Annotated in this window: 14 protein-coding genes; 4 read left to right on the top strand and 10 right to left on the bottom strand. The window is 59.0% G+C overall.

Annotation, left to right across the window (positions count from 1 at the left end):
• The first annotated feature begins 34 nt into the window (after nt 1-34).
• Nucleotides 35-1114, top strand: a complete 1080-nt coding sequence (locus AC2FFA_RS08150; protein WP_496851051.1) for a helix-turn-helix domain-containing protein — start codon at nt 35-37, stop codon at nt 1112-1114.
• Here the strand turns inward: AC2FFA_RS08150 and AC2FFA_RS08145 are convergent.
• A complete protein-coding gene (locus AC2FFA_RS08145) occupies nt 1087-1977 on the bottom strand; it encodes a LysR family transcriptional regulator (protein WP_496851049.1) in 891 nt (296 codons plus the stop codon). The two genes, AC2FFA_RS08150 and AC2FFA_RS08145, sit on opposite strands and share 28 nt — an antisense overlap.
• A gap of 107 nt (nt 1978-2084) precedes the next feature.
• On the opposite strand from AC2FFA_RS08145, the gene AC2FFA_RS08140 reads away from it, so the two are divergent.
• A complete protein-coding gene (locus tag AC2FFA_RS08140; protein ID WP_496851047.1) occupies nt 2085-3086 on the top strand; it encodes a sterol desaturase family protein in 1002 nt (333 codons plus the stop codon).
• Between the two features lie 72 nt (nt 3087-3158).
• On the opposite strand, the gene AC2FFA_RS08135 is transcribed toward AC2FFA_RS08140, so the two are convergent.
• Nucleotides 3159-4463 (bottom strand): UDP-glucose dehydrogenase family protein, encoded by a 1305-nt coding sequence (locus AC2FFA_RS08135; RefSeq protein ID WP_496851045.1) that lies wholly within the window; start codon nt 4461-4463, stop codon nt 3159-3161.
• Nucleotides 4464-4835: 372 nt separating this feature from the next.
• The gene (locus AC2FFA_RS08130; protein ID WP_496851043.1) at nt 4836-5723 is read right to left on the bottom strand and encodes a LysR substrate-binding domain-containing protein; all 888 of its coding nucleotides are present in this window, start codon (nt 5721-5723) and stop codon (nt 4836-4838) included.
• A 229-nt stretch (nt 5724-5952) separates the two neighbouring features.
• Between AC2FFA_RS08130 and AC2FFA_RS08125 the strand changes: the two genes are divergently transcribed.
• On the top strand, nt 5953-7308 hold the full coding sequence (locus AC2FFA_RS08125; protein ID WP_496851041.1) for an MmgE/PrpD family protein: 1356 nt from the start codon (nt 5953-5955) through the stop codon (nt 7306-7308).
• An 18-nt stretch (nt 7309-7326) separates the two neighbouring features.
• Nucleotides 7327-7476: a hypothetical protein gene (locus tag AC2FFA_RS08120; protein ID WP_299897408.1), complete on the top strand. Its 150-nt coding sequence runs from the start codon at nt 7327-7329 to the stop codon at nt 7474-7476.
• Nucleotides 7477-7638: 162 nt separating this feature from the next.
• On the opposite strand, the gene AC2FFA_RS08115 is transcribed toward AC2FFA_RS08120, so the two are convergent.
• The 7 genes from AC2FFA_RS08115 to xdhB all read right to left on the bottom strand — a co-directional run bounded on the left by AC2FFA_RS08115 (nt 7639) and on the right by xdhB (nt 18578).
• Nucleotides 7639-8376, bottom strand: coding sequence for a maleate cis-trans isomerase family protein (locus AC2FFA_RS08115; RefSeq protein ID WP_496851039.1), 738 nt, complete (start codon nt 8374-8376; stop codon nt 7639-7641).
• Nucleotides 8373-9440 carry a pyridoxal phosphate-dependent aminotransferase gene (locus tag AC2FFA_RS08110; RefSeq protein ID WP_496851037.1) on the bottom strand — a complete coding sequence of 356 codons (1068 nt, stop codon included), beginning with the start codon at nt 9438-9440 and terminating at the stop codon, nt 8373-8375. Before AC2FFA_RS08110 ends, AC2FFA_RS08115 begins: the two co-directional genes overlap by 4 nt.
• A complete protein-coding gene (locus tag AC2FFA_RS08105) occupies nt 9437-11101 on the bottom strand; it encodes a hydantoinase B/oxoprolinase family protein (protein WP_496851036.1) in 1665 nt (554 codons plus the stop codon). The genes AC2FFA_RS08110 and AC2FFA_RS08105 overlap by 4 nt, the downstream gene beginning before the upstream one ends.
• Nucleotides 11101-13197: a hydantoinase/oxoprolinase family protein gene (locus tag AC2FFA_RS08100; RefSeq protein ID WP_496851034.1), complete on the bottom strand. Its 2097-nt coding sequence runs from the start codon at nt 13195-13197 to the stop codon at nt 11101-11103. The genes AC2FFA_RS08105 and AC2FFA_RS08100 overlap by 1 nt, the downstream gene beginning before the upstream one ends.
• Nucleotides 13198-13732: 535 nt before the next feature.
• Entirely contained in the window at nt 13733-15334 is a 1602-nt protein-coding gene (locus tag AC2FFA_RS08095; protein WP_496851032.1) for a xanthine/uracil/vitamin C permease, read from the bottom strand.
• A gap of 43 nt (nt 15335-15377) precedes the next feature.
• Nucleotides 15378-16256: a xanthine dehydrogenase accessory protein XdhC gene (xdhC, locus tag AC2FFA_RS08090; protein WP_496851030.1), complete on the bottom strand. Its 879-nt coding sequence runs from the start codon at nt 16254-16256 to the stop codon at nt 15378-15380.
• A gap of 3 nt (nt 16257-16259) precedes the next feature.
• The gene (gene xdhB, locus AC2FFA_RS08085; protein ID WP_496851028.1) at nt 16260-18578 is read right to left on the bottom strand and encodes a xanthine dehydrogenase molybdopterin binding subunit; all 2319 of its coding nucleotides are present in this window, start codon (nt 18576-18578) and stop codon (nt 16260-16262) included.
• Between the last annotated feature and the right edge of the window lie 11 nt (nt 18579-18589).

The raw sequence follows: 18589 nt of genomic DNA, 5'->3' as shown, positions 1-18589 counted from the left end.
GTGAACCGACAGGAATGCCCGAAGAATGCGGGGTATGACGCCGAAGAAACCCTTGCCCCTTCCTGAAGACGAGGCCGAAGATCTTGGCCCCGCCAGTATATATGACGGGGATCCGTCCGAAGAGGACGACCTTTGGTTCTTGCCACCGGATGAAGACGTGGCAGACGATGATTTCTTCCTGCCCGGACCGCGGCCCGAACAGCGCCTGCTGTTCGATCCGCGCGATTGGCGTGCCGCGCAGTCCGAACTTTCTGCGGAACTTGCCGATCTGACCCTGACTTTTGGGGCGCTGGACGAACGGCTGCGGGCAGGTCCCGAAGGGTGGACGCACCGCTTGGCATTGATGGAGACATCCGATCTGGGGTGGTGGACGGGAGACCGGATCAGCGTTGATCGGTTGGCATTGTGGGCAGGGTTGCGGATCGGTGCGACGCATGACGACGTGCAGGCGTTGTTCCGGGCGGGATGGGCGGTTCGGCGCCTGAGTTCGGGTGCAGCACCTGCCGCCGGCGGCTGGGAAACTGGTCTGACTGCGTTTCTTGACAGGCTTGCTCAGGGGGCCGACGCCACCCCTGAATCTATTGTTGATTTGGCTGAGGTCATGCAAAACGCGGACGGGTTGCATCCCGTGACGCAGTCAGCAATTGCGTTCCATGCGTGGCGGGCGGTGTCACAAGGCATTGGACAGGACACGGAAGCAGCCGTCATTGCCGCGCGGCATGCAGCGTCCATGGGGCGTGGCGGTGCGCTGTTCATGCCGTTGGCCTTGTCCGGGCCCGGCGCGCTGCGCGGATCGGGGGATCCGACGGAAAAACTGAGTGCTTGGATTCTTGGGGCAGGGCAGGCTGCCCTTGCAGGGTTGTTGCATCTGGACCGGATCAGCGCCTGGGAGGACAAGGCCAGAGAGGTCACGCAGGATCTGAGCGGTCGCACCCCACCGCGCCTGATCGACGCTTTGACAGCTTGGCCCATGGTGTCAGCGCCGTTGGCCGAAGAACTGACCAAGGCTTCTCGTGCGGCGGTACAGCGCAACTTCGACCTGTTCGCGCAGCGGGGTCTGGTTCGCGAGGTCACCGGGCAGGGGCGTTACCGCGTCTGGACGGCGGGGCTGTAGCCCATCAGCCAATCGCGAAACGTACGCGCTGCCGGGCGCAGCGCCGTTCGGGAAGGGTAGACCAGGTGATAGGCTTCTTGCCCCGGACATGAGATGTCTGGCAGGCAGGGGATCAAACCGGACAGCTTCATAATCCGATCTGATGCCGGCGCGCGCGCCAATGCAATGCCGCATCCGCTGGCGCAGAGCTCTGCCGCCATCACCGAATTGTCGGCAAAGAAGTATCGTGCCTGTCCCGCTGGCAGCCGCAGGTGTTCGAACCAATGCGGCCAACTTGCACGGTGCGTCGAAACTTCAACCAAGGTGAACTTGAACAAGTCTTCTGGTGCTTGAATCTGAGCAGCAATCTCAGGTGGGGCGATGGGATAGAGATGTTCGCGCATCAACTCGTCACTTTCCGAGCCGAACAGAGCAGGGTTACCGAACACGATCTGAAGGTCAGTAAACCGATTGGCAAAGTCCGACACACCATTGCCCGTCGAAAGCGAAAGGTTGATCTGAGGATGCGCCGCCTGAAATTCAGGAACGCCCCCGGCCAGAATGCCATGTGCAAAAAGCAGCACCGACTGCACGTAAAGCCTCTGCTCGCGGGTTTCGCCAAACAGACCGGTGGTTGCTGTTTCAAGCATGAGCAATGATTGCTGTACCGACGGCAGATAGGCGCGCCCGGTCTCGGTCAACGTAACCGCATGCGCGTGACGGTGAAACAAGGGTGTGCCCAGTCTTGTCTCCAACGCCTTGACCTGCTGGCTGACCGCAGCAGGTGTCATGTTCAACTGGGTCGCGGCACGAGCAAAGCTTTCGGTTCGGGCCGCAGCCTCGAATACTCGCAGCCAGTTAAGGGAAGGGACACGGGTGTTCATTCCAACAGGCTAAGCAAAACTTAGCCTCACCGGCAAGACATTATGGTCTGAGCTTTTGATCCTTGGCCTTAGGCTTGTGATCAGTGAACTGATGAAATGAGCCCACTATGTCAGACCCCGACCTGCCGCCACGTGCCAAGCGCAAGATCTGGAACTACACGCCCCAGCTGCCGATTCAGACTGCGCCCTACTGGGATTGGCCGATGAAACCTCTGGCCGCGTTGAAATACCTGTTGCAAAGCTGGAACCCACTTGCATTGCGGGCGCTGTTGCTGGTCTTTGCGGTCATCACCTGGACCTATCTGACGCCTTCATTGAGCAGGATTGAGACCTTCGGCTGGGACTGGGTTGTGGAAATCTGGTTCCGTAATTTCTGCATCCTGATGGTGGTCGCAGGCGGCTTGCACCTGGCCCTTTGGAGGTTCCGCACGCAACAGGACGAATACCGCTATGACATGCGCCCGATGATGAAGGGCGCAAAGGTATTCACGTTCAAAAACCAGGTCTGGGACAATGTGTTCTGGACCTTGGGCCCGGCGTTGACGTTCTGGACGTTCTGGGAATGTCTGATCCTGTACTCCTATGCCAATGGCTGGATCACGATGATCACACTTGACAGCAACCCGATCTGGTTCATCGCCGTGACCGTTTTTGTGCCAGTCTGGGCCGGGTTCCATTTCTACTGGTTGCACAGGCTGCTGCACGTGGGTGTGCTCTATTCAAAAGTCCACGCTTGGCATCACCGCAATATCAACACCGGCCCTTGGTCGGGGCTTGCGATGCATCCGGTCGAGAGCTTTTTCCTGATGTTCGACACGATGATCTTTTTTCTGCTGCCGTCGCATCCGATCCACGCCATTTTTCTGCTGTTCCATCACGGCATCGGTGCACCAACCTCTCATGCCGGGTTCGAGCATGTGAAGTTCGGCAACAAGGCCAAGTTTCAGGTCGGGGATTTCTTTCACCAGCTGCACCATCGGTTTTTCGATTGCAACTACGGCACCTGGGAAACCCCTTGGGATGAATGGTTCAACACGTTCCACGACGGCACCGATGAAGGCAATGAAATGGCCAAGGAACGCCGCCGCAATATCTGGGCCGCCGAATAGCCCGTGAAGGCCGAGCCCTGCCGGACCCAAACTGGTCCGGTGGGCGTGTTTGATCCAACAGGCGGTGTGCGTTCAGCGTCCAACGCCGACATAAGTTTCAAAGCCGGATTTCAGCGCCTGTGACTTCGAATAGATATTGCGCAGATCTACCATTCGGGCAGAGTTCATGGAACCGGCCAGCTCGGTCAGGTTCAACGCGCGGAACTCGTTCCACTCCGTCAGCAACACCACAACGTCAGCCCCTTGAACTGCTGCATAGGGGTCGTCGCACCATTCGACTCCGGGCAACAGTGCATCGCCTTCCGCTTTGCCCTGCGGATCGACGACGCGCACTTTGGCCCCTCCACCGATCAAAGCGGGAATGATGGACAGTGATGGCGCGTCGCGCATGTCGTCGGTGTTGGGTTTGAAGGTGACACCCAGAACCGCCACCGTCTTGCCATTGAGGCGGTCGTCGCAGGCGTCGCGGATTTTCTCGATCATCCGTTTCTTGACCTCGTCATTCACCCGAATGACGGTTTCCGTGATCTGCATCGGATAAGCGTGATCCTGTCCGATCCGCGCCAGCGCGGCCGTATCCTTCGGAAAACAAGAGCCACCATAGCCTGGCCCGGCGTGCAGGAACTTGTTGCCAATTCGTCCGTCCAGACCGATGCCGCGTGAAACTTCCTTGACATCCGCACCGACCTTTTCACACAGGCCCGCGATTTCATTGATGAAGGTGATCTTGGTCGCCAGAAATGCGTTGGCAGCGTATTTGATCATCTCGGCGCTTTCCAGATCGGTGGTCAGGATCGGGAAGTCACGCAGATAGAGCGGTCGGTAGATTTCGGCCATCACTTCGGCGGCGCGATCGTTTTCAATACCGACCACGACGCGATCCGGGCGCATGAAGTCATCGATCGCAGCACCTTCGCGCAGAAATTCAGGGTTCGATGCCACGTCGAATTCGGCTGTGGGGTTGGCAGTGGTAACGACCTCCTGAACTCTTCTATTGGTACCCACCGGCACGGTCGATTTGGTGACAATGACAGTGTATCCGGTAATGGCCTGGGCGATTTCTTCTGCCGCCGCCATCACATAGGTCAAATCCGCGTGGCCGTCCCCTCGCCGGGTCGGGGTTCCGACCGCGATGAAAACCGCGTCGGCACCATCAACTGCAGTCTTCAGATCGGTTGAAAAACTCAGGCGACCCGCAGCAACGTTTTTGGCCATCAGCACATCCAGGCCCGGTTCATAGATCGGCACTTCTCCGGCCTTGAGCATGTCGATCTTTTGCTCAGCCTTGTCGACGCAAATCACGTCATGACCAAAGTCCGAAAAGCATACACCGGACACTAAGCCAACATATCCGGTGCCGATCATTGCAATACGCATCCAAAAAATCCTTCTTACCAATTACCACGGACGGCGTGGGCACAATCAAAGAAGCTGACGCCGGTTTCAATGGCTGCCAGCAGTTGCGTGATGCATTCCATAGATTCTTGCGGATTTTGAGGCAATATGAACGCAGATTGTGCAAAGCCCTTCGAAACCGCGATCATGTCCGCTTTGTTCAACGGAACCGAGGACCAGGAAGAACCGGTTGGTGTCTAAATTCGGTTGAACAGAGGGTGCGGTTGATGACTGGAATAGCCCCTGCTTTAAGTATTGATGACGCGCGGAAGTGATTGCGCGTTCTCGCCACCGACAAGACGGCGTAAGGGATAAAAGGAGCCGCCTGAAATACCCCGGCGAATACCCTTCCGGTCAGGTGTCCATTTCAGCGGCGGCTTGCAACAGCCAGTTCTGAAACAGCCGTACCGGTGGCGAAACTGGTTTTTCCTTGAGACGCATGAAATAGGTCCAAGGGCTGTTCAGATCGAACTGGAAAGGCTCGATCAGCAGCCCCCGCTCGACATAAGACCGAGCCAGAGACCGGGGCAGGACGACGCACCCCAGTGACTTGGCCGCCATTTCCATCGCCAGATTCGAGGCATTTGTCCGCAAACCGTCCTTCTGGCTCAGGTCGGACAATCCGAAATGCCGTGCCGCATGCTCCCAATAGGAGGGGCGGCCCAGGATATGGATCAGCGGTGCATTCTGCAATTGCTTGGGGTCGGTAAGCGGAATGCCATCGACCAGAAAACCGGGTGCACAGACCAGGGCCAGCTTTTCGACCCATAACTGTTGTGTGTCCGGCGTAACATCGTCGATATGATTGATTGTCAGCGAGATATCCGAAACATTTTGTTCGACATCCGCCCAGACAGTGCCATGAACCGTCAGATCAATATCGGGATGCACCGCATTGAAACCGCGGATCACTTCCGGCAACCAGTTCTCGGCCAGACTGACCGGGCAAGATACCACCACTTTGCGGGTATGCGAGCGTACGATGACCGATTGCGTTGCGGCGTTGATTTCCTGCAGGGCATGGCGCACTGACGGCAGATAGGCCTCTCCCACATCTGTCAGCGACAGGGATCGGGGATGGCGCACGAACAGGGGGCGCTGCAAAAACTCTTCCAACGAGCGGACATGATTGCTGACGGCAGATTGAGTGCAGTTCAACTCTTCGGCAGCAGCGGTGAAGCTCAGGTGCCGTGCCGCCGCTTCGAACGAACGCAGAAAGGTCAGGTGTGGAAGGTTCATCATGACAGGCTTTTCTCAGGCAAGGCACATCGCAAAGAATTAAAAAGCCCAGAGCTTGCTGTCTTGCCCATGAGCGACTCACAAGAATGGTTCTGACTCGAAATGCGATCTGGTCCTAGTCACAAATAATCCGGGGCCATTGCCCCATGATTGTTTTCGTGCCGTTATGCGCAAACTCACATAGGCTTTTTCTTGTAACCGGAACCCGAAAGAAAAACCTCGACTGGACACCGTGACAGATACCTTTCAGACCGTTGCAGATTTTACGCTGGGTCGCGCGGCGCAGGATTTTCCCGAAACAGCCCGTAAGGCTGCGGCGTTGATGCTGCTGGATACGCTGGGGATCACCATAGGATCGGGCCCAATGCAGGCCGGACGGATTGCGCGCGAGAGTGCGGCAGCGCTGTTTGGCGTGGGCGACCCGGGGCTGAGCGCGCGTATGCTTTTCGACGGCCGCCGCGTCAGTGTCGCGGGCGCGGCCTATGCAGCAGCCACACAGACCGACAATCTGGACGGCCATGATGGATACAATCCAACCAAAGGCCACATCGGAGTTGCCGTTATTCCGGCATTGGCGGCACTGGCTGAAACTGTTCAAGACTTCTCGGGGCCCAAAGCATTGGCGGCGGTGGTCGTTGGATACGAGATCGCGGGACGAGCGGGTATTTCTTTGCATGACACTGTCAGCGATTATCACACATCCGGAGCTTGGAACGCGCTTGGCGTGGTGGCTGTGGCGGCGCGCATGCGCGGATTTACGGCTGAGCAGATGCGGCAAGCCATGGGGATTGCCGAATATCACGGCCCGCGCAGCCAGATGATGCGCGAGATCGCCAATCCCACAATGCTACATGACGGTTCGGGCTGGGGCGCGTTGGTTGGCATTTCTTCAGCGGTTTTGGCCGAAAAAGGTTTTACCGGGGCACCAGCCATCACCATCGAAGCGGCAGACGTTGCCCCGCATTGGCAAGATCTGGGCCATTTCTGGCAGATGGAACATCAATATGTGAAACCCTATCCGATTTGCCGCTGGGCTCATGCGGCGATTGACGCCACCCGGGCGCTGATGCGTGAAAACGACCTAGCGCATCAGGATATTGCGGCGATCCAGGTAAACACGTTTCGGGAAAGCGCCTGCCTCTTTCAAGGCATGCCGGATGATACGTCCAAGGCGCAGTATTCGCTGCCGTTTGCCGTCGCCACGATGGTTGCGCATGGCCGGATCGGGGTCGAAAGCATCACCGGGGCGGGTCTGGCCGACCCTTTGGTCGCCTCGGTCGTCGAGCGTATCTCGGTAGCAGAGGCAGCACGCCATTCCGACCGTTTCCCCAAAAGCCGGTTTGCCGATGTCAGCATCACCCTGACCGACGGGCGGATACTTGAGTCGGGCGACGTACACGCACGCGGCGGACCCGAGGCACCAATGGACGAGGCAGAAGTGATCGACAAGTTCATGGAATTTGCGATACCATCGCTGGGTGCATCCCGTGCTGCCGCCATTTGTGATGCGGTTCTGGGACTGAGTGCGCCAGGTTCGAAATTCTCTGACCTTGGCGCGTTGATCTACGCCCCCGCCGACCAGACGTAAAACCTGCCGAAGATGCCGTTGAAACGCATTCCGACCAGCACATCGGCACCCTGGATCCTGATGGCGGCGATGACCCCGGTCTTGCTGCCCGCTGCACAGGTTGAACAGAACGCCAAGGCGCTAATTGGAGCCGCCTACAGGATGTCACGCTTCGAAACAGGGGTTTGAAGACCGATGCTGTGCGACTGGCTGCTCCGGGAAATCTGGGCGGCTGCTTCGGTCAAGAACACGCCGCGGCGCGCAACTGAAGCTGGCAACAAGCCTAGCTGATCCAAGAAGTGTACGAGGTGAGCTTGCTCCTTTACACTGTCGCCTTGCGCCCTGATCCGTTCAGAGCAGGTCGAACAATCGCCCTGGAAGCGCGTCGCGACGCGGCAGGTTCAGAGCCCGCATAAGGCAGAACATCATCGCCTGATTTGAGGTGACCACCGGCTTGCCAAGCGTTGCTTCAATCCGGTCGATCGCCTCGACCGCGCGCATGTCGGTGCAGCTGAGAATTATGGCCTGCGCCTGCGGGTGATCGGCCTGACAGGCCAGATCATAGACTTCATCCGGTGTCAGCTCGCCCTGACCGTAATTGCCCAGCTTGCGGCCCACATCGGCGCATCGAACGGTCTGGATTCCGTTCTGGGCCATGAAATCCATCGCCTGTACGTTTATTTCGCCCAGATAGGGCGAGGAAAAGCCGACCTTTGTGGCCTCCAGCGTTTTGATTGCGGCGATCAATGATCCGGCCGCGGTCAGCGACAGCGCCCCGGATCCGGATTTGATCTGTTGCGCCAGCTCAGCGTCGAAAGACGGTCCATGGGTCAGGGTGGCCGAGGTGCAGCCGTACAGCACCACATCGGGCCGCACCCCTGAGATCATGTGCAGATCGTGGCTGATATCTGAAGCGCCCAAACCTGCCATTTGATCCGAGCCGGGAATTTCATCCACGTCATAGCCGCCCATACGCTGGAAATGGATAGTGGTGTTTGGCGGTCGCAGCATCTCCATATCCGGTTCCAGATTGGTGTTGGTGAAGGGCACCAGAACACCGATCTTGGCGGCTGTGCGGGTCTCGGTCATCTCAACGTTCCTTTCAACACGTCGCGGGCCTTGTCCATCACGCCGGGCGCACAGATTGTGGCGCGCAAACAGTCCGACAAACCATAGCCGTTCATGCCGCGCATCATCAGGCCTTCCGCCCGCAGAGCCGCATCGGCGCATTGTGCCTGCGCGGTCGAGGCAAAGCGGATCAGCACGAAATTGGTGTGGCTTTTCGGCACGCTCAGGCCCAGTTCGCGGCATGCCTGCGCAAACCGGTCCCGAATTTCGCCTGTCCGTGCGACCACGTTGCGCATATGGGCCTGATCGCGCATCGCCGCCGCCGCTGCTGCCTGCGAGGCAATAGAGATATTGTTGGGATTCAGAAGTTTGCGGACCCCGCCCGAGATTTCGCTTGGGAAACAGCCCCAGCCGGCCCGCGCCCCAGCCAGCCCGTGGGCTTTGGAAAATGTACGCGTGATCACGGTATCGCCCCGGTCCACCAGCGCAAAGATTTGCGCGGGATCGTTCGTGGCATCGGCAAATTCCGCATAGGCCTGGTCTACCACCAGCAGTGTCTCGCCGGGCAGATTCGATCGGAGGCGGACAATTTCGTCATTCGGGATCAGCGTGCCGGTGGGGTTGCCCGGATTGCAGACAAACACGATGCGGGTGGCAGGTGTGACGGCTGCCAGAAGCGCGTCCACCGATACGGTCAAATCGACCTCGGGCGCTGCCACATATTCGGCCTGCGCCTGTGCTGTAGCCGAGGCGACAAAGGCATAGCCATATTGTGTGCCCAGCACCTGATCTCCTGGCCCGGCAAAGGCGCGGATCAGACAGCCAATCAGTTCCATTGAGCCTGCCCCACATAAAATGTGCGCCGGGTCGAGCTTGTGTATTTCGGCAATGGCCGAGCGCATTTCGGCCCATTCTGGATCAGGATAAAGGGCCAGATCCGCCAGCGCTGCCTGCCCAGCCGCAATGGCGGCGGGGCTTGCGGGAAAGGCGCTTTCGTTCTGCGCCAGTGAAATCGTACCTGCGCCGCTCGGATCAGCCAGCGCATAAGCGCCCATGGCGCCAACGTAAGGAACCGGTCGGATCATGCGTCACCTCTGTAAGTCTTGGCACCCTCTTCGCTCACCAACCCTCGTTTGATGTCCAGCGCCAGCGCATCCGGGTCGCGTTCGGCGGGGTCACCAAGGCCGCCACCGCCCGGAGTATCGAAGATCAGGTAATCATCTTGTTCCACCCGCAATTCGCCTTTGCCCGGAATATCGTTTGCACCGTCCCTGAAACGGATGCGGCCGGGCGCGCCGGGTTTGCCGCCCATACGGCCAAGCGCCGGGTATTTCAGCCGTTCAACCGACAGGAAAACGATAAAGGGTGCACCGTTGGACGAGGTCATCTCGATCCTTTGTCCCAGACCGCCGCGATACTTGCCCGCGCCGCCGGAATCGTGGCGCAGTTCGCGCCGCCAGATCGTCACAGGTGCGACGCTTTCGGTGATTTCGACCTGACTGCCGAACACGCCGGACGGGTAGGCCGTGGCCGACAGACCGTCGGCATGAGGTCTCGCGCCGGTTCCGCCATTGTGCACGGGTTCCACCGCGAATTCGCGACCGCCTTCTCGTGCGACTTCAGGGGCATGGCGCATGGGCAGGTCGAACATGCAGCTTGCGCCTTCGGCGGGGACCGCATTGGGCAGGGCCTGATGCAGGCAGCCCAGAACCAGATCGGGCGTTACCTGACCCAGCGTGTGCCGCATCGCAACCGGCACCGGGCGCTGCGCATTCAGGATGCAGCCTTTGGGCCCGTCAACGGTAAATGGCTCCAGTGATCCCGCATTGTTGGGAATGTCCGAGCCGACAATGCAGCGCAAGGCAAACACCGTGTAGGCGGTGGCATAGTTCAGCGGCACGTTGATGCCCTTGCGTGAACAGCCCGAGGTACCGGAGAAATCCACATGCATGCCATCCTTCTTCACGGTCAGGGTGGCGTGCAATTCCAGCTCATTCTCATAACCGTCCATTTTCAGAACATTCTTGTAGACACCTTCGGGCACTTCGGCGATGGCCTCCAGCGTACCGCGGCGCGACGTGTCGATGATGTAGGCGCCGAGCGTGTCCAGATCGTCGAGGCCAAATTCCTCCATCATCGACAGCAGTCTTGTAACACCGGCCTCGCAACAGGCGATCAGCGCATAGATGTCGCCATCATTGGCAATGGGTTCGCGGCTGTTGGCACGGATGATGTCCAGAAGCAGAGCGTTGGGAGTGCCTTCTTCAACCAGCTTGCAGGGCGGGATCAGAAGACCCTCGTCATAGATATCGGATCCTTCGGGGCCCATGCCCAACCCACCCAGATCAACGAGATGCGAGGTGCAGGAGGTGAAGCCCACCACCCTGCCATCCTTGAATGCGGGCATCATCAGCAGGAAATCGTTCAGGTGTCCCGAGGCCAGCCATGGGTCGTTTGTCATGTAGATGTCGCCCGGCTTCATGGTCTGAACCGGGAAAACCCGGCGCAGGTGCTGCACTGCCTCGGCCATGGTGTTGATGTGCCCCGGTGTGCCGGTCACGGCTTGCGCCAGCATTCGGCCATCGGCATCAAAAATCCCGGCGGAGATATCACCACATTCGCGTACAATCGGGCTGAAGGCGGCGCGGATCAGGGTTTGGCCCTGTTCTTCGACCACCGCCAGCAGACGATTCCACATCACTTGCATTCGGGCGGGCGACAGATCATGTGAAAGATCGGCTGACATCATGCGCCTCCTTTCTGGTCCTGAACGAGGACGAGGTTTCCAAGGGCATCCACATGCACCGAGAAGTCGGCGGATACGAGCGTGGTTGTCTGCGGCTCGGTGATCAGTGCGGGGCCGTGAAGGTGGTCGCCGGGCTTCAGATCCGCTCGCGCGATGAAGGCCGCTGGCTTTGATACTCCGTCCACGTCACACGTGATCGGACGGGTTTCCGACACCGAGATTGTCTTCAACCGGGGCGTTTCAGGAACCGCCGGCACGACGCTGTCACAGGTCGCGACCCGTACTGCCCAATTGAGAATCTCGATCTGCATTCCCGGTACCGGGCGCGAGAATTGCTTGCGGTATTCCTGTTCGAATGCAGCGGTCAGCGGCACGAAATCTTCGGCGGTCAGGGGGCGGTCAGGAAGGGAGATCTCGATCTCGTGTCCCTGTCCGTGGTAGCGCATGAAGGCAGTACGCGACGTCTCGGTCGGGGCCTCACCGGACCCTTGGAAGACGACGTCTCTTGCCTCGGAAATCATGGCTTCGAACAAAGCGTTGATTCCGTTCAGCTCCATGCTGCCCAGCAACGAATAGCGCGAGCGGACGATTTCGAAAGACACCGGAGCGAACAGGAAACCGACAGCCGAGCCGACGCCCGGGTTGGGTGGGATCACTATGCGGCTGACCCGGGCGGATCGCGCCACCCGGCTGGCGTGCAATGGCCCGTTGCCCCCAAAAGCAATCATTGTTCGTGGGCCAAGGTCCTTGCCGGATTCCACCGCGTGCATCCGACCCGCGCTGGCCATGCTTTCGTCGACGATACGGCTGACGCCATCGGCGGCTCCGACGGCATCCAGCTCCAGCTTCGACCCGATTAACCGGCTCAGCGCCTGTTTCGAGCCTTCGGAATCAAGCTGAATATGCCCCTCGGCAAACGTGTCCGGTACGATATAACCCAGTGTAATATCACTGTCCGTCACCGTGGGTTCGGTTCCACCGCGCATGAAGGCGACGGGGCCGGGCTCGGATCCCGCTGATTTTGGCCCCACGGTCAGCCGTCCCAACCGATCAACCTCGGCGATCGAACCGCCTCCGGCGCCGATTTCGATCATATCGATGACCGGTATACGTACCGGCATTCCGGATCCTTTGATGAACCGGGCGGCGCGGGCAATCTCGAACTGGCGTGAAGTCTGCGGATGGGCGTTGTCGATCAGGCACAGCTTGGCGGTGGTGCCGCCGACGTCAAAGGACAGTACCTGATCCAGACCGGCGCAGGCGGCGACGCGGGCGGCTAGAATGGCTCCGCCGGCAGGGCCGGATTCTACAAGCCGGATTGGAAACCGCGCGGCGGTGTGCAGGGTGCACATTCCGCCACCTGCCGTCATCATCAGGATCGGACAGGTGACGCCCCGGGCCTCGAATTGTTCGACAAACCGGGCCAGATACGTCTCCATCAGAGGCTGGATATAGGCGTTGGCGACTGTCGTGCACAGCCGGTCGAATTCGCGCGCCTCGGGGCTGACGTCCGACGAGATCGAGACGGTCAGATCGGGGCGCCTGTCCGCTAGTCTATCGCGCAGCCTGCGCTCGTGCTCGGGGTTTGCATAAGCATGCATCAGGCAGATGGCGATGGCTTCCGCTCCGCTGGCGTCGATGTCCTTCAGCAACGCGTCGACGGCTGTGCCTTCTAGCGGAATCAATACCTTGCCATCCGCCGAAACGCGTTCGCGGACTGTCAGCGCGCGCTCACGTGGGACCAGAAGATCAGGTTTTTCCAGATTGATGTCGTATTGCGAATAGCGCCGCTCGTAGGCGATTTCCAGAATGTCCCTGAACCCTTCGGTGGTCACGGTTGCCACGACCGCACCGCGTTTTTCGATCAGTGCGTTGGTGGCCAGCGTGGTGCCGTGAATAAAACCGGTGACTTCGCTCAGATGGTGCCCAGTCTGTTGCATTACGCGCGCTGCGCCTTGCATGGCGCCGTCGGCGGGGTTGTGATGCGTGGTCAGGGTTTTGGTCGAGGCAAGTATCGTCTCTTCGCCAGAGACAAGAACCGTATCCGTGAACGTGCCGCCAATATCGATGGCCAGGCGCAGCGCTTGAGTTGTCATGAGGTTATCCGAAAAATCCGTAGTCACAGCCTGATGCATATGGGCCAGGGGCCCTGAAATCAGGCTAGGATCACAAGGTCACAGCCGGTGGCACGGCGGTCCATAGGATTTGGAAAACAACTATTCATAAGCAGGTATTCTTGTTCATACCAGCTTGCCGCGACAAGCGGGAAAGCGACAGAAAAGCCTGCAAACGACAAAATTCGCCACGGTTGATCGGCTGACGGCCGATCGCGGGGCCCACAGGTGAGGTTCATAACCTCGCGCAAATCACTTGCGGTCGTTTGTTTTATGTAACCTCAGCCAAGGCTTTGATCGTGTTCATGATGGACGGAGTCAAGGCGGTGCAGTTGTGTTGTGAGAAACCGCCATGGGTGATCCGCTGGAAGACCCTTCCGAACCACATGCCGTCGCCCGGAGAAAGGCGAGAGAAAGATCAGCAAGCGGTCGCAGAGCAATCTCTGCCTCGCGAACGACCTTGATTGAACGGGACTGGAAGGTTTTTGGGGCAGCCGTGCGACTGCCCCGCTGTCGATCAGGCTTGTTGAGCGGGTGAATCGTCATCGATGAGATCGGGCTCATCCGGTACGATGATACGATGTTCGAGATCCTCTGTAGGTGCGAACATCGGGTAGACATAGAGGAATGCGCCGATGATCAGATAGCCGATGGTTATCCCGTCGAACTGAGGCATCTGTAGCGTGTAGGAATGGATGATGCCGATCGAAGACATCAGCCCACCTGCGACGGCAAACGCGCCGGCCATCCGGAAGCGTCCGTCAATCACATCGGCCACGATGGCGCCCCAGACCAGTCCGGTGATGATCGCCCCCTGACTCAGGGCAAGGTGTCCCTCGTAATGAGCCCCTTCCATGAGAAGGGCCGAGGTCAGATTTGCATCTCCCAAAGACGGCAGTCCTTCGACACCGCTGCTGCGCAGGGCGTTCATCAAAGATCCCCATTTGACCATCAGGAAGGCCGAGATATGGGGCAGGATCGCAAAGGATACCGCAGCCATGTGCATCGGTTTGACAGCCCATGCCGTGTTGGTGATCAGGCTGACTGAGACAAAGACCAGTACTGGTGCAGCTGCGGCGATCGGGATCAGGCCAGCAAGGAATGACAGGAACCCAAGGAAGGCGGCGGCGGCAATTACAACGGCCACACCGACAATATACCCCGCATGCGCATCCAGTCGTTTATAGGCCGGATGGCCGATGTACACGGTTGTCGGGAATGGGGACCCAAAAAGAGCACCCAGCATCGTGCCCGCGCCGTCCGTGACCTGGCACAGCCCAACCGGGTAGTGATCCCCCGCGGCCTCGGCCGATTCGACGTTGTTCATGGTTTCGATGAAGTTGTATATCTGCACCGGAATCAGCACCAGAAACAGCTCAGGGTTGGCGAAAAGGTATTGCACGCCGGTAATAAGGTCCCCGATGTAAGGGATTGGCGGGTAGAACCCGATGCCGCTGACATCAATCCTTGACTCACCAAGGATGATGGCAATCACCGTACCAGCGGCAATTGCAACCAGACCGGCCGGTACGTTGCCGGGAAGACGGAAGCGCCCGATCAGACCCCAAAGGATAAACAGCAGCGACGTAAAGCCGATGACGGGGTTCTCGAACACTTCGGCCAGAGGGACGGAGCCGATGAAAACCAGAGCGATCCCGCAAAGCGTTCCCAGCATTCCTGCGCGGGGCGTGATCTTCTTGAGGTATGGCCCCACGATTGCGCCCAACGCCGCAACAATGCCGCCCATGAATCCGGCTCCGATACCGACTTGCCAAGCCAGCATCGGATCGTTGGTTGCCCAATAGATGGGACCGATCACACCGAACAGGTAGACGAACATTACCGGCGTCGAGATGCCGTAGGGCAACGCGGTTACGTCTTTACCTTGAGCATTTGCCGCCCACTTGGCGAGGTATGTGTAGACCGCGACACCGGCCAAAATCGCGATGGCGGCGCCGGGTACGATGCGGCCAAAGACGATTTCCGCTGGCATTTGGAACACGAACTGGCAGACCCCCGACAGGATCAGCAGGTTTACAAGGTTGTCCGTGAACAGCGCCCAGAAAGCGCTGAAGTCGCTGCGGGTAAACAGCTTGTATTCATAGGTCCTCCCGTCCATGACGGTCTCCTCCTCTGATGTGACCGGGTTGGCCCGACGGGTGTCAGGCCGATCTCCCTTTCCGGTCGTGATGGTGGGCCCGCAGGGGCGCCTGGTTTGCCCCGGTCAGGGCGGTCGCGGCAGTTTCAGAGGTCAATTCAGCCATCACTTCGGCCACCACGAAAGCGGCGATGACGCTGGGCCGCTTGTCGCGGCTACCGCTTGCCCCGATGGGGCAATTCAGTTGTTCGACGGATAGTCCGTCGCAGTGTTTCTGCGCCCAGTTCCTGAGCTTTACCCGCTTTGTTGCGGAACCGATCATCCCCACATAAGCGGCATCCTTTCGTTCCAGCGCGGCGGTCGTCAGCAGGAAATCCAATCCGTGATCATGGGTCAGAACGATAAAGGCGCTGCCTTCGGGTGCGCGCCAGATTTCGGCTTCGGGGATTGCACTGACCCGGGTTTCGACATTTGCGGTGCAAAGCTCAATCTCTTCGGGCCGGGTGTCGACGAGGATGCAGCACACCGGCAGGTACTGAAGGAGATTGGCCAGAGCCCGACCAACGTGGCCCGCGCCCATGACGTAGACTTTAGGCGAATCGTCTTCGCGCTGGGCGGCGCGTTCTTTTGCCGCCCATTTGTCTGAGGCCCGCATGCGGGTCAGTTTCAGTTCGACCCTGCCACCGCAGCATTGCCCGATTTCCGGGCCCAGAGGCACATCCATGTCCCGATGCAACGCTCCATCACGCAGCATGTCCCGCGCGGCGTTGATGGCAATAAACTCCAATTGCCCACCGCCAATGGTTCCCCACAACGATCCGGGTGCCACGAACATCTCTGTTCCCTCATTGCGCGGCGAAGACCCGCGTACACGCGTCAACGCAACGCGGATCACGCAAAGCTGCGCGGACAGAAATCTGCTCAGAGAATGCGGGGCAGCCATAGTTCAGGGCCCCGCTTGCAACCGCGCAACGGCCATCAGGACGCGTTCGGGCGTGGCCGGTGCGTCGAGGCGCGGACATTCCCGGTAATCAGCAACAGAAGCCACGGCCATCGACAACGCCTCGAACACCGAGATACCGAGCATAAACGGCGGCTCGCCAACAGCCTTGGAGCGTTTGATGGTCAGTTCCCGGTTTTCCGACCAATCGGCGAGGTTCACATTGAAGATGCGCGGGCGGTCTGATGCGAGTGGGATTTTGTATGTTGATGGAGCATGGGTGCGCAGACGACCGGCATCGTCCCACCAAAGCTCTTCGGTGGTCAGCCATCCCATGCCCTGAATAAAGGCACCTTCGACCTGACCTTTGTCCAGCACAGGGTTCAGCGAATGTCCGACGTCGTGCAGTAGATCCGTCCGATCCACGTGGTATTCACCGGTCAGAGTATCAATTGTGACTTCCGAACAGGACGCACCATAGGCGAAGTAATAGAACGGGCGGCCTTGCCCCTTGGCTCGGTCCCAATGGATTTTTGGTGTCTTGTAGAACCCGGCCGCCGACAGTTGTACGCGCGCCAGATAGGCCTGTTTGATGAATGCATCGAAGGCCAGAACGTCTTGGCCGATATGCACCTGATTGGCGTGGAATCCGACTTCCTCAGGAGCGACTTTCCAGTTTTCAGCAGCGAACTTCACCAGACGTTCCTTGATCTGTTCGACCGCGTTCAACGCTGCCATGCCATTCAGGTCGGTCCCGCTGGACGCCGCAGTGGCCGAGGTGTTGGGAACCTTCTCGGTCGTTGTCTTGGTAATCTTGATCCGGTTGAAATCGACCTGGAAGGCCTCGGCGACGACCTGAGCAACCTTGGTGTTGAGACCTTGCCCCATTTCGGTGCCACCGTGGTTCAGATGGATCGAACCGTCATTGTAAACATGAACCAGAGCGCCCGCCTGATTGTACCAGGTCGCGGTAAACGAAATGCCAAACTTGACCGGAGTAAGCGCGATGCCTTTTTTCAGGATTGGCGATGTCTTGTTGAATTCAATGATGTCCTGACGGCGCTTGCGGTATCCCGATGTCTCTTCCAGCTCTCCGATAAGTCGGTCGAGAATGCTGTCTTCGACCTCCTGATGATATGGGGTGATGTTGCGGTCTTCGGTACCGTAGAAATTGACCTTGCGCACATCCAGCGGGTCCTGCCCCGTGGCATAGGCAATTTCTTCGATCATCCGCTCAGCCGCGATAACGCCTTGCGGGCCGCCAAATCCGCGAAACGCGGTATTCGACACCGTGTTGGTTTTCATCGGACGGCTGTTCAGGCGCACGTTCGGATAGAAATAAGCGTTATCCGCGTGGAAAAGCGCCCGGTCGGTCACAGGGCCGGACAGGTCCGCCGAGAACCCGCAGCGCGCGGCAAAGCTGCCTTCGACCGCCTGAATACGGCCGTCGTCGTCAAAGGCGACGTCATAGTCGATTACGAAGTCATGACGTTTGCCCGTCGCCGTCATGTCCTGATCCCGATCAGGGCGGATTTTCACGGCGCGGTTCCACTTTTTGGCAGCCATAGCGGCAACAGCGCAGAACAGGTTCATCTGGCTTTCTTTGCCGCCAAATCCGCCGCCCATGCGGCGCACGTTAACGACAACGGCGTTAGACGGCACTCCAAGGACATGCGCGACCATATGCTGCGCTTCGGACGGGTGCTGGGTGGAGCAATGCACAACCACATCATCGTCTTCGCCCGGTATGGCAAAGGCGATGTGACCTTCGAGGTACATGTGGTCCTGGCCGCCAACATTCATGCGGCCTTTGATCCGGTTTGGTGCCGCGGCCTGCGCCGGGGCGACGTCGCCGCGTTCCAGCTTGAGCGGGGCTGTGACATGCGGGTATCCGGCTTCTTGCGCGGCAATCGGGTCCAGCGCGTGGGGCAGGGTTTCGTATTCGATCTTTGCCAGTTCTGCGGCCCGGCGCGCAATGTCACGGGTTTCCGCTGCTACGGCAAATAAAGGCTGCCCGTGAAACTGAATGGCGTCGGTCGGGAAAACCGGCTCGTCGTTCAGATGTGTCGGGCTGATGTCATTGACCCCCGGCACGTCGTCTGCGGTCAGTACACCGACGACCCCCGGCGTGGCCAGCACTTCGGTGAAATCAATGTCCAATAACTTGGCATGGGCGACGTCGGAGACACCCAGATAGGCATGCAGCGTGCCTTCGGGCTGGGCAATATCGTCGGTATAGTCGGCACGCCCTGTGACGTGCTTGATCGCGCTGTCATGTTTGACGTTGGTGTGGGCTGATCCAATGATGGAAACGTTATCTTTCATTTTGCCGTCTC

Source organism: Ruegeria sp. YTSB088 (assembly GCF_059609825.1).
This window is presented reverse-complemented; position numbering and strand designations above follow the sequence as displayed.

Coding starts and splice junctions, on each gene's coding strand:
- AC2FFA_RS08150 (WP_496851051.1), top strand. CDS start 35: ATGACGCCGAAGAAACCCTTGCCCCTTCCTGAAGACGAGGCCGAAGAT.
- AC2FFA_RS08145 (WP_496851049.1), bottom strand. CDS start 1,977: ATGAACACCCGTGTCCCTTCCCTTAACTGGCTGCGAGTATTCGAGGCT.
- AC2FFA_RS08140 (WP_496851047.1), top strand. CDS start 2,085: ATGTCAGACCCCGACCTGCCGCCACGTGCCAAGCGCAAGATCTGGAAC.
- AC2FFA_RS08135 (WP_496851045.1), bottom strand. CDS start 4,463: ATGCGTATTGCAATGATCGGCACCGGATATGTTGGCTTAGTGTCCGGT.
- AC2FFA_RS08130 (WP_496851043.1), bottom strand. CDS start 5,723: ATGATGAACCTTCCACACCTGACCTTTCTGCGTTCGTTCGAAGCGGCG.
- AC2FFA_RS08115 (WP_496851039.1), bottom strand. CDS start 8,376: ATGACCGAGACCCGCACAGCCGCCAAGATCGGTGTTCTGGTGCCCTTC.
- AC2FFA_RS08110 (WP_496851037.1), bottom strand. CDS start 9,440: ATGATCCGACCGGTTCCTTACGTTGGCGCCATGGGCGCTTATGCGCTG.
- AC2FFA_RS08105 (WP_496851036.1), bottom strand. CDS start 11,101: ATGTCAGCCGATCTTTCACATGATCTGTCGCCCGCCCGAATGCAAGTG.
- AC2FFA_RS08100 (WP_496851034.1), bottom strand. CDS start 13,197: ATGACAACTCAAGCGCTGCGCCTGGCCATCGATATTGGCGGCACGTTC.
- AC2FFA_RS08095 (WP_496851032.1), bottom strand. CDS start 15,334: ATGGACGGGAGGACCTATGAATACAAGCTGTTTACCCGCAGCGACTTC.
- xdhC (WP_496851030.1), bottom strand. CDS start 16,256: ATGGCTGCCCCGCATTCTCTGAGCAGATTTCTGTCCGCGCAGCTTTGC.
- xdhB (WP_496851028.1), bottom strand. CDS start 18,578: ATGAAAGATAACGTTTCCATCATTGGATCAGCCCACACCAACGTCAAA.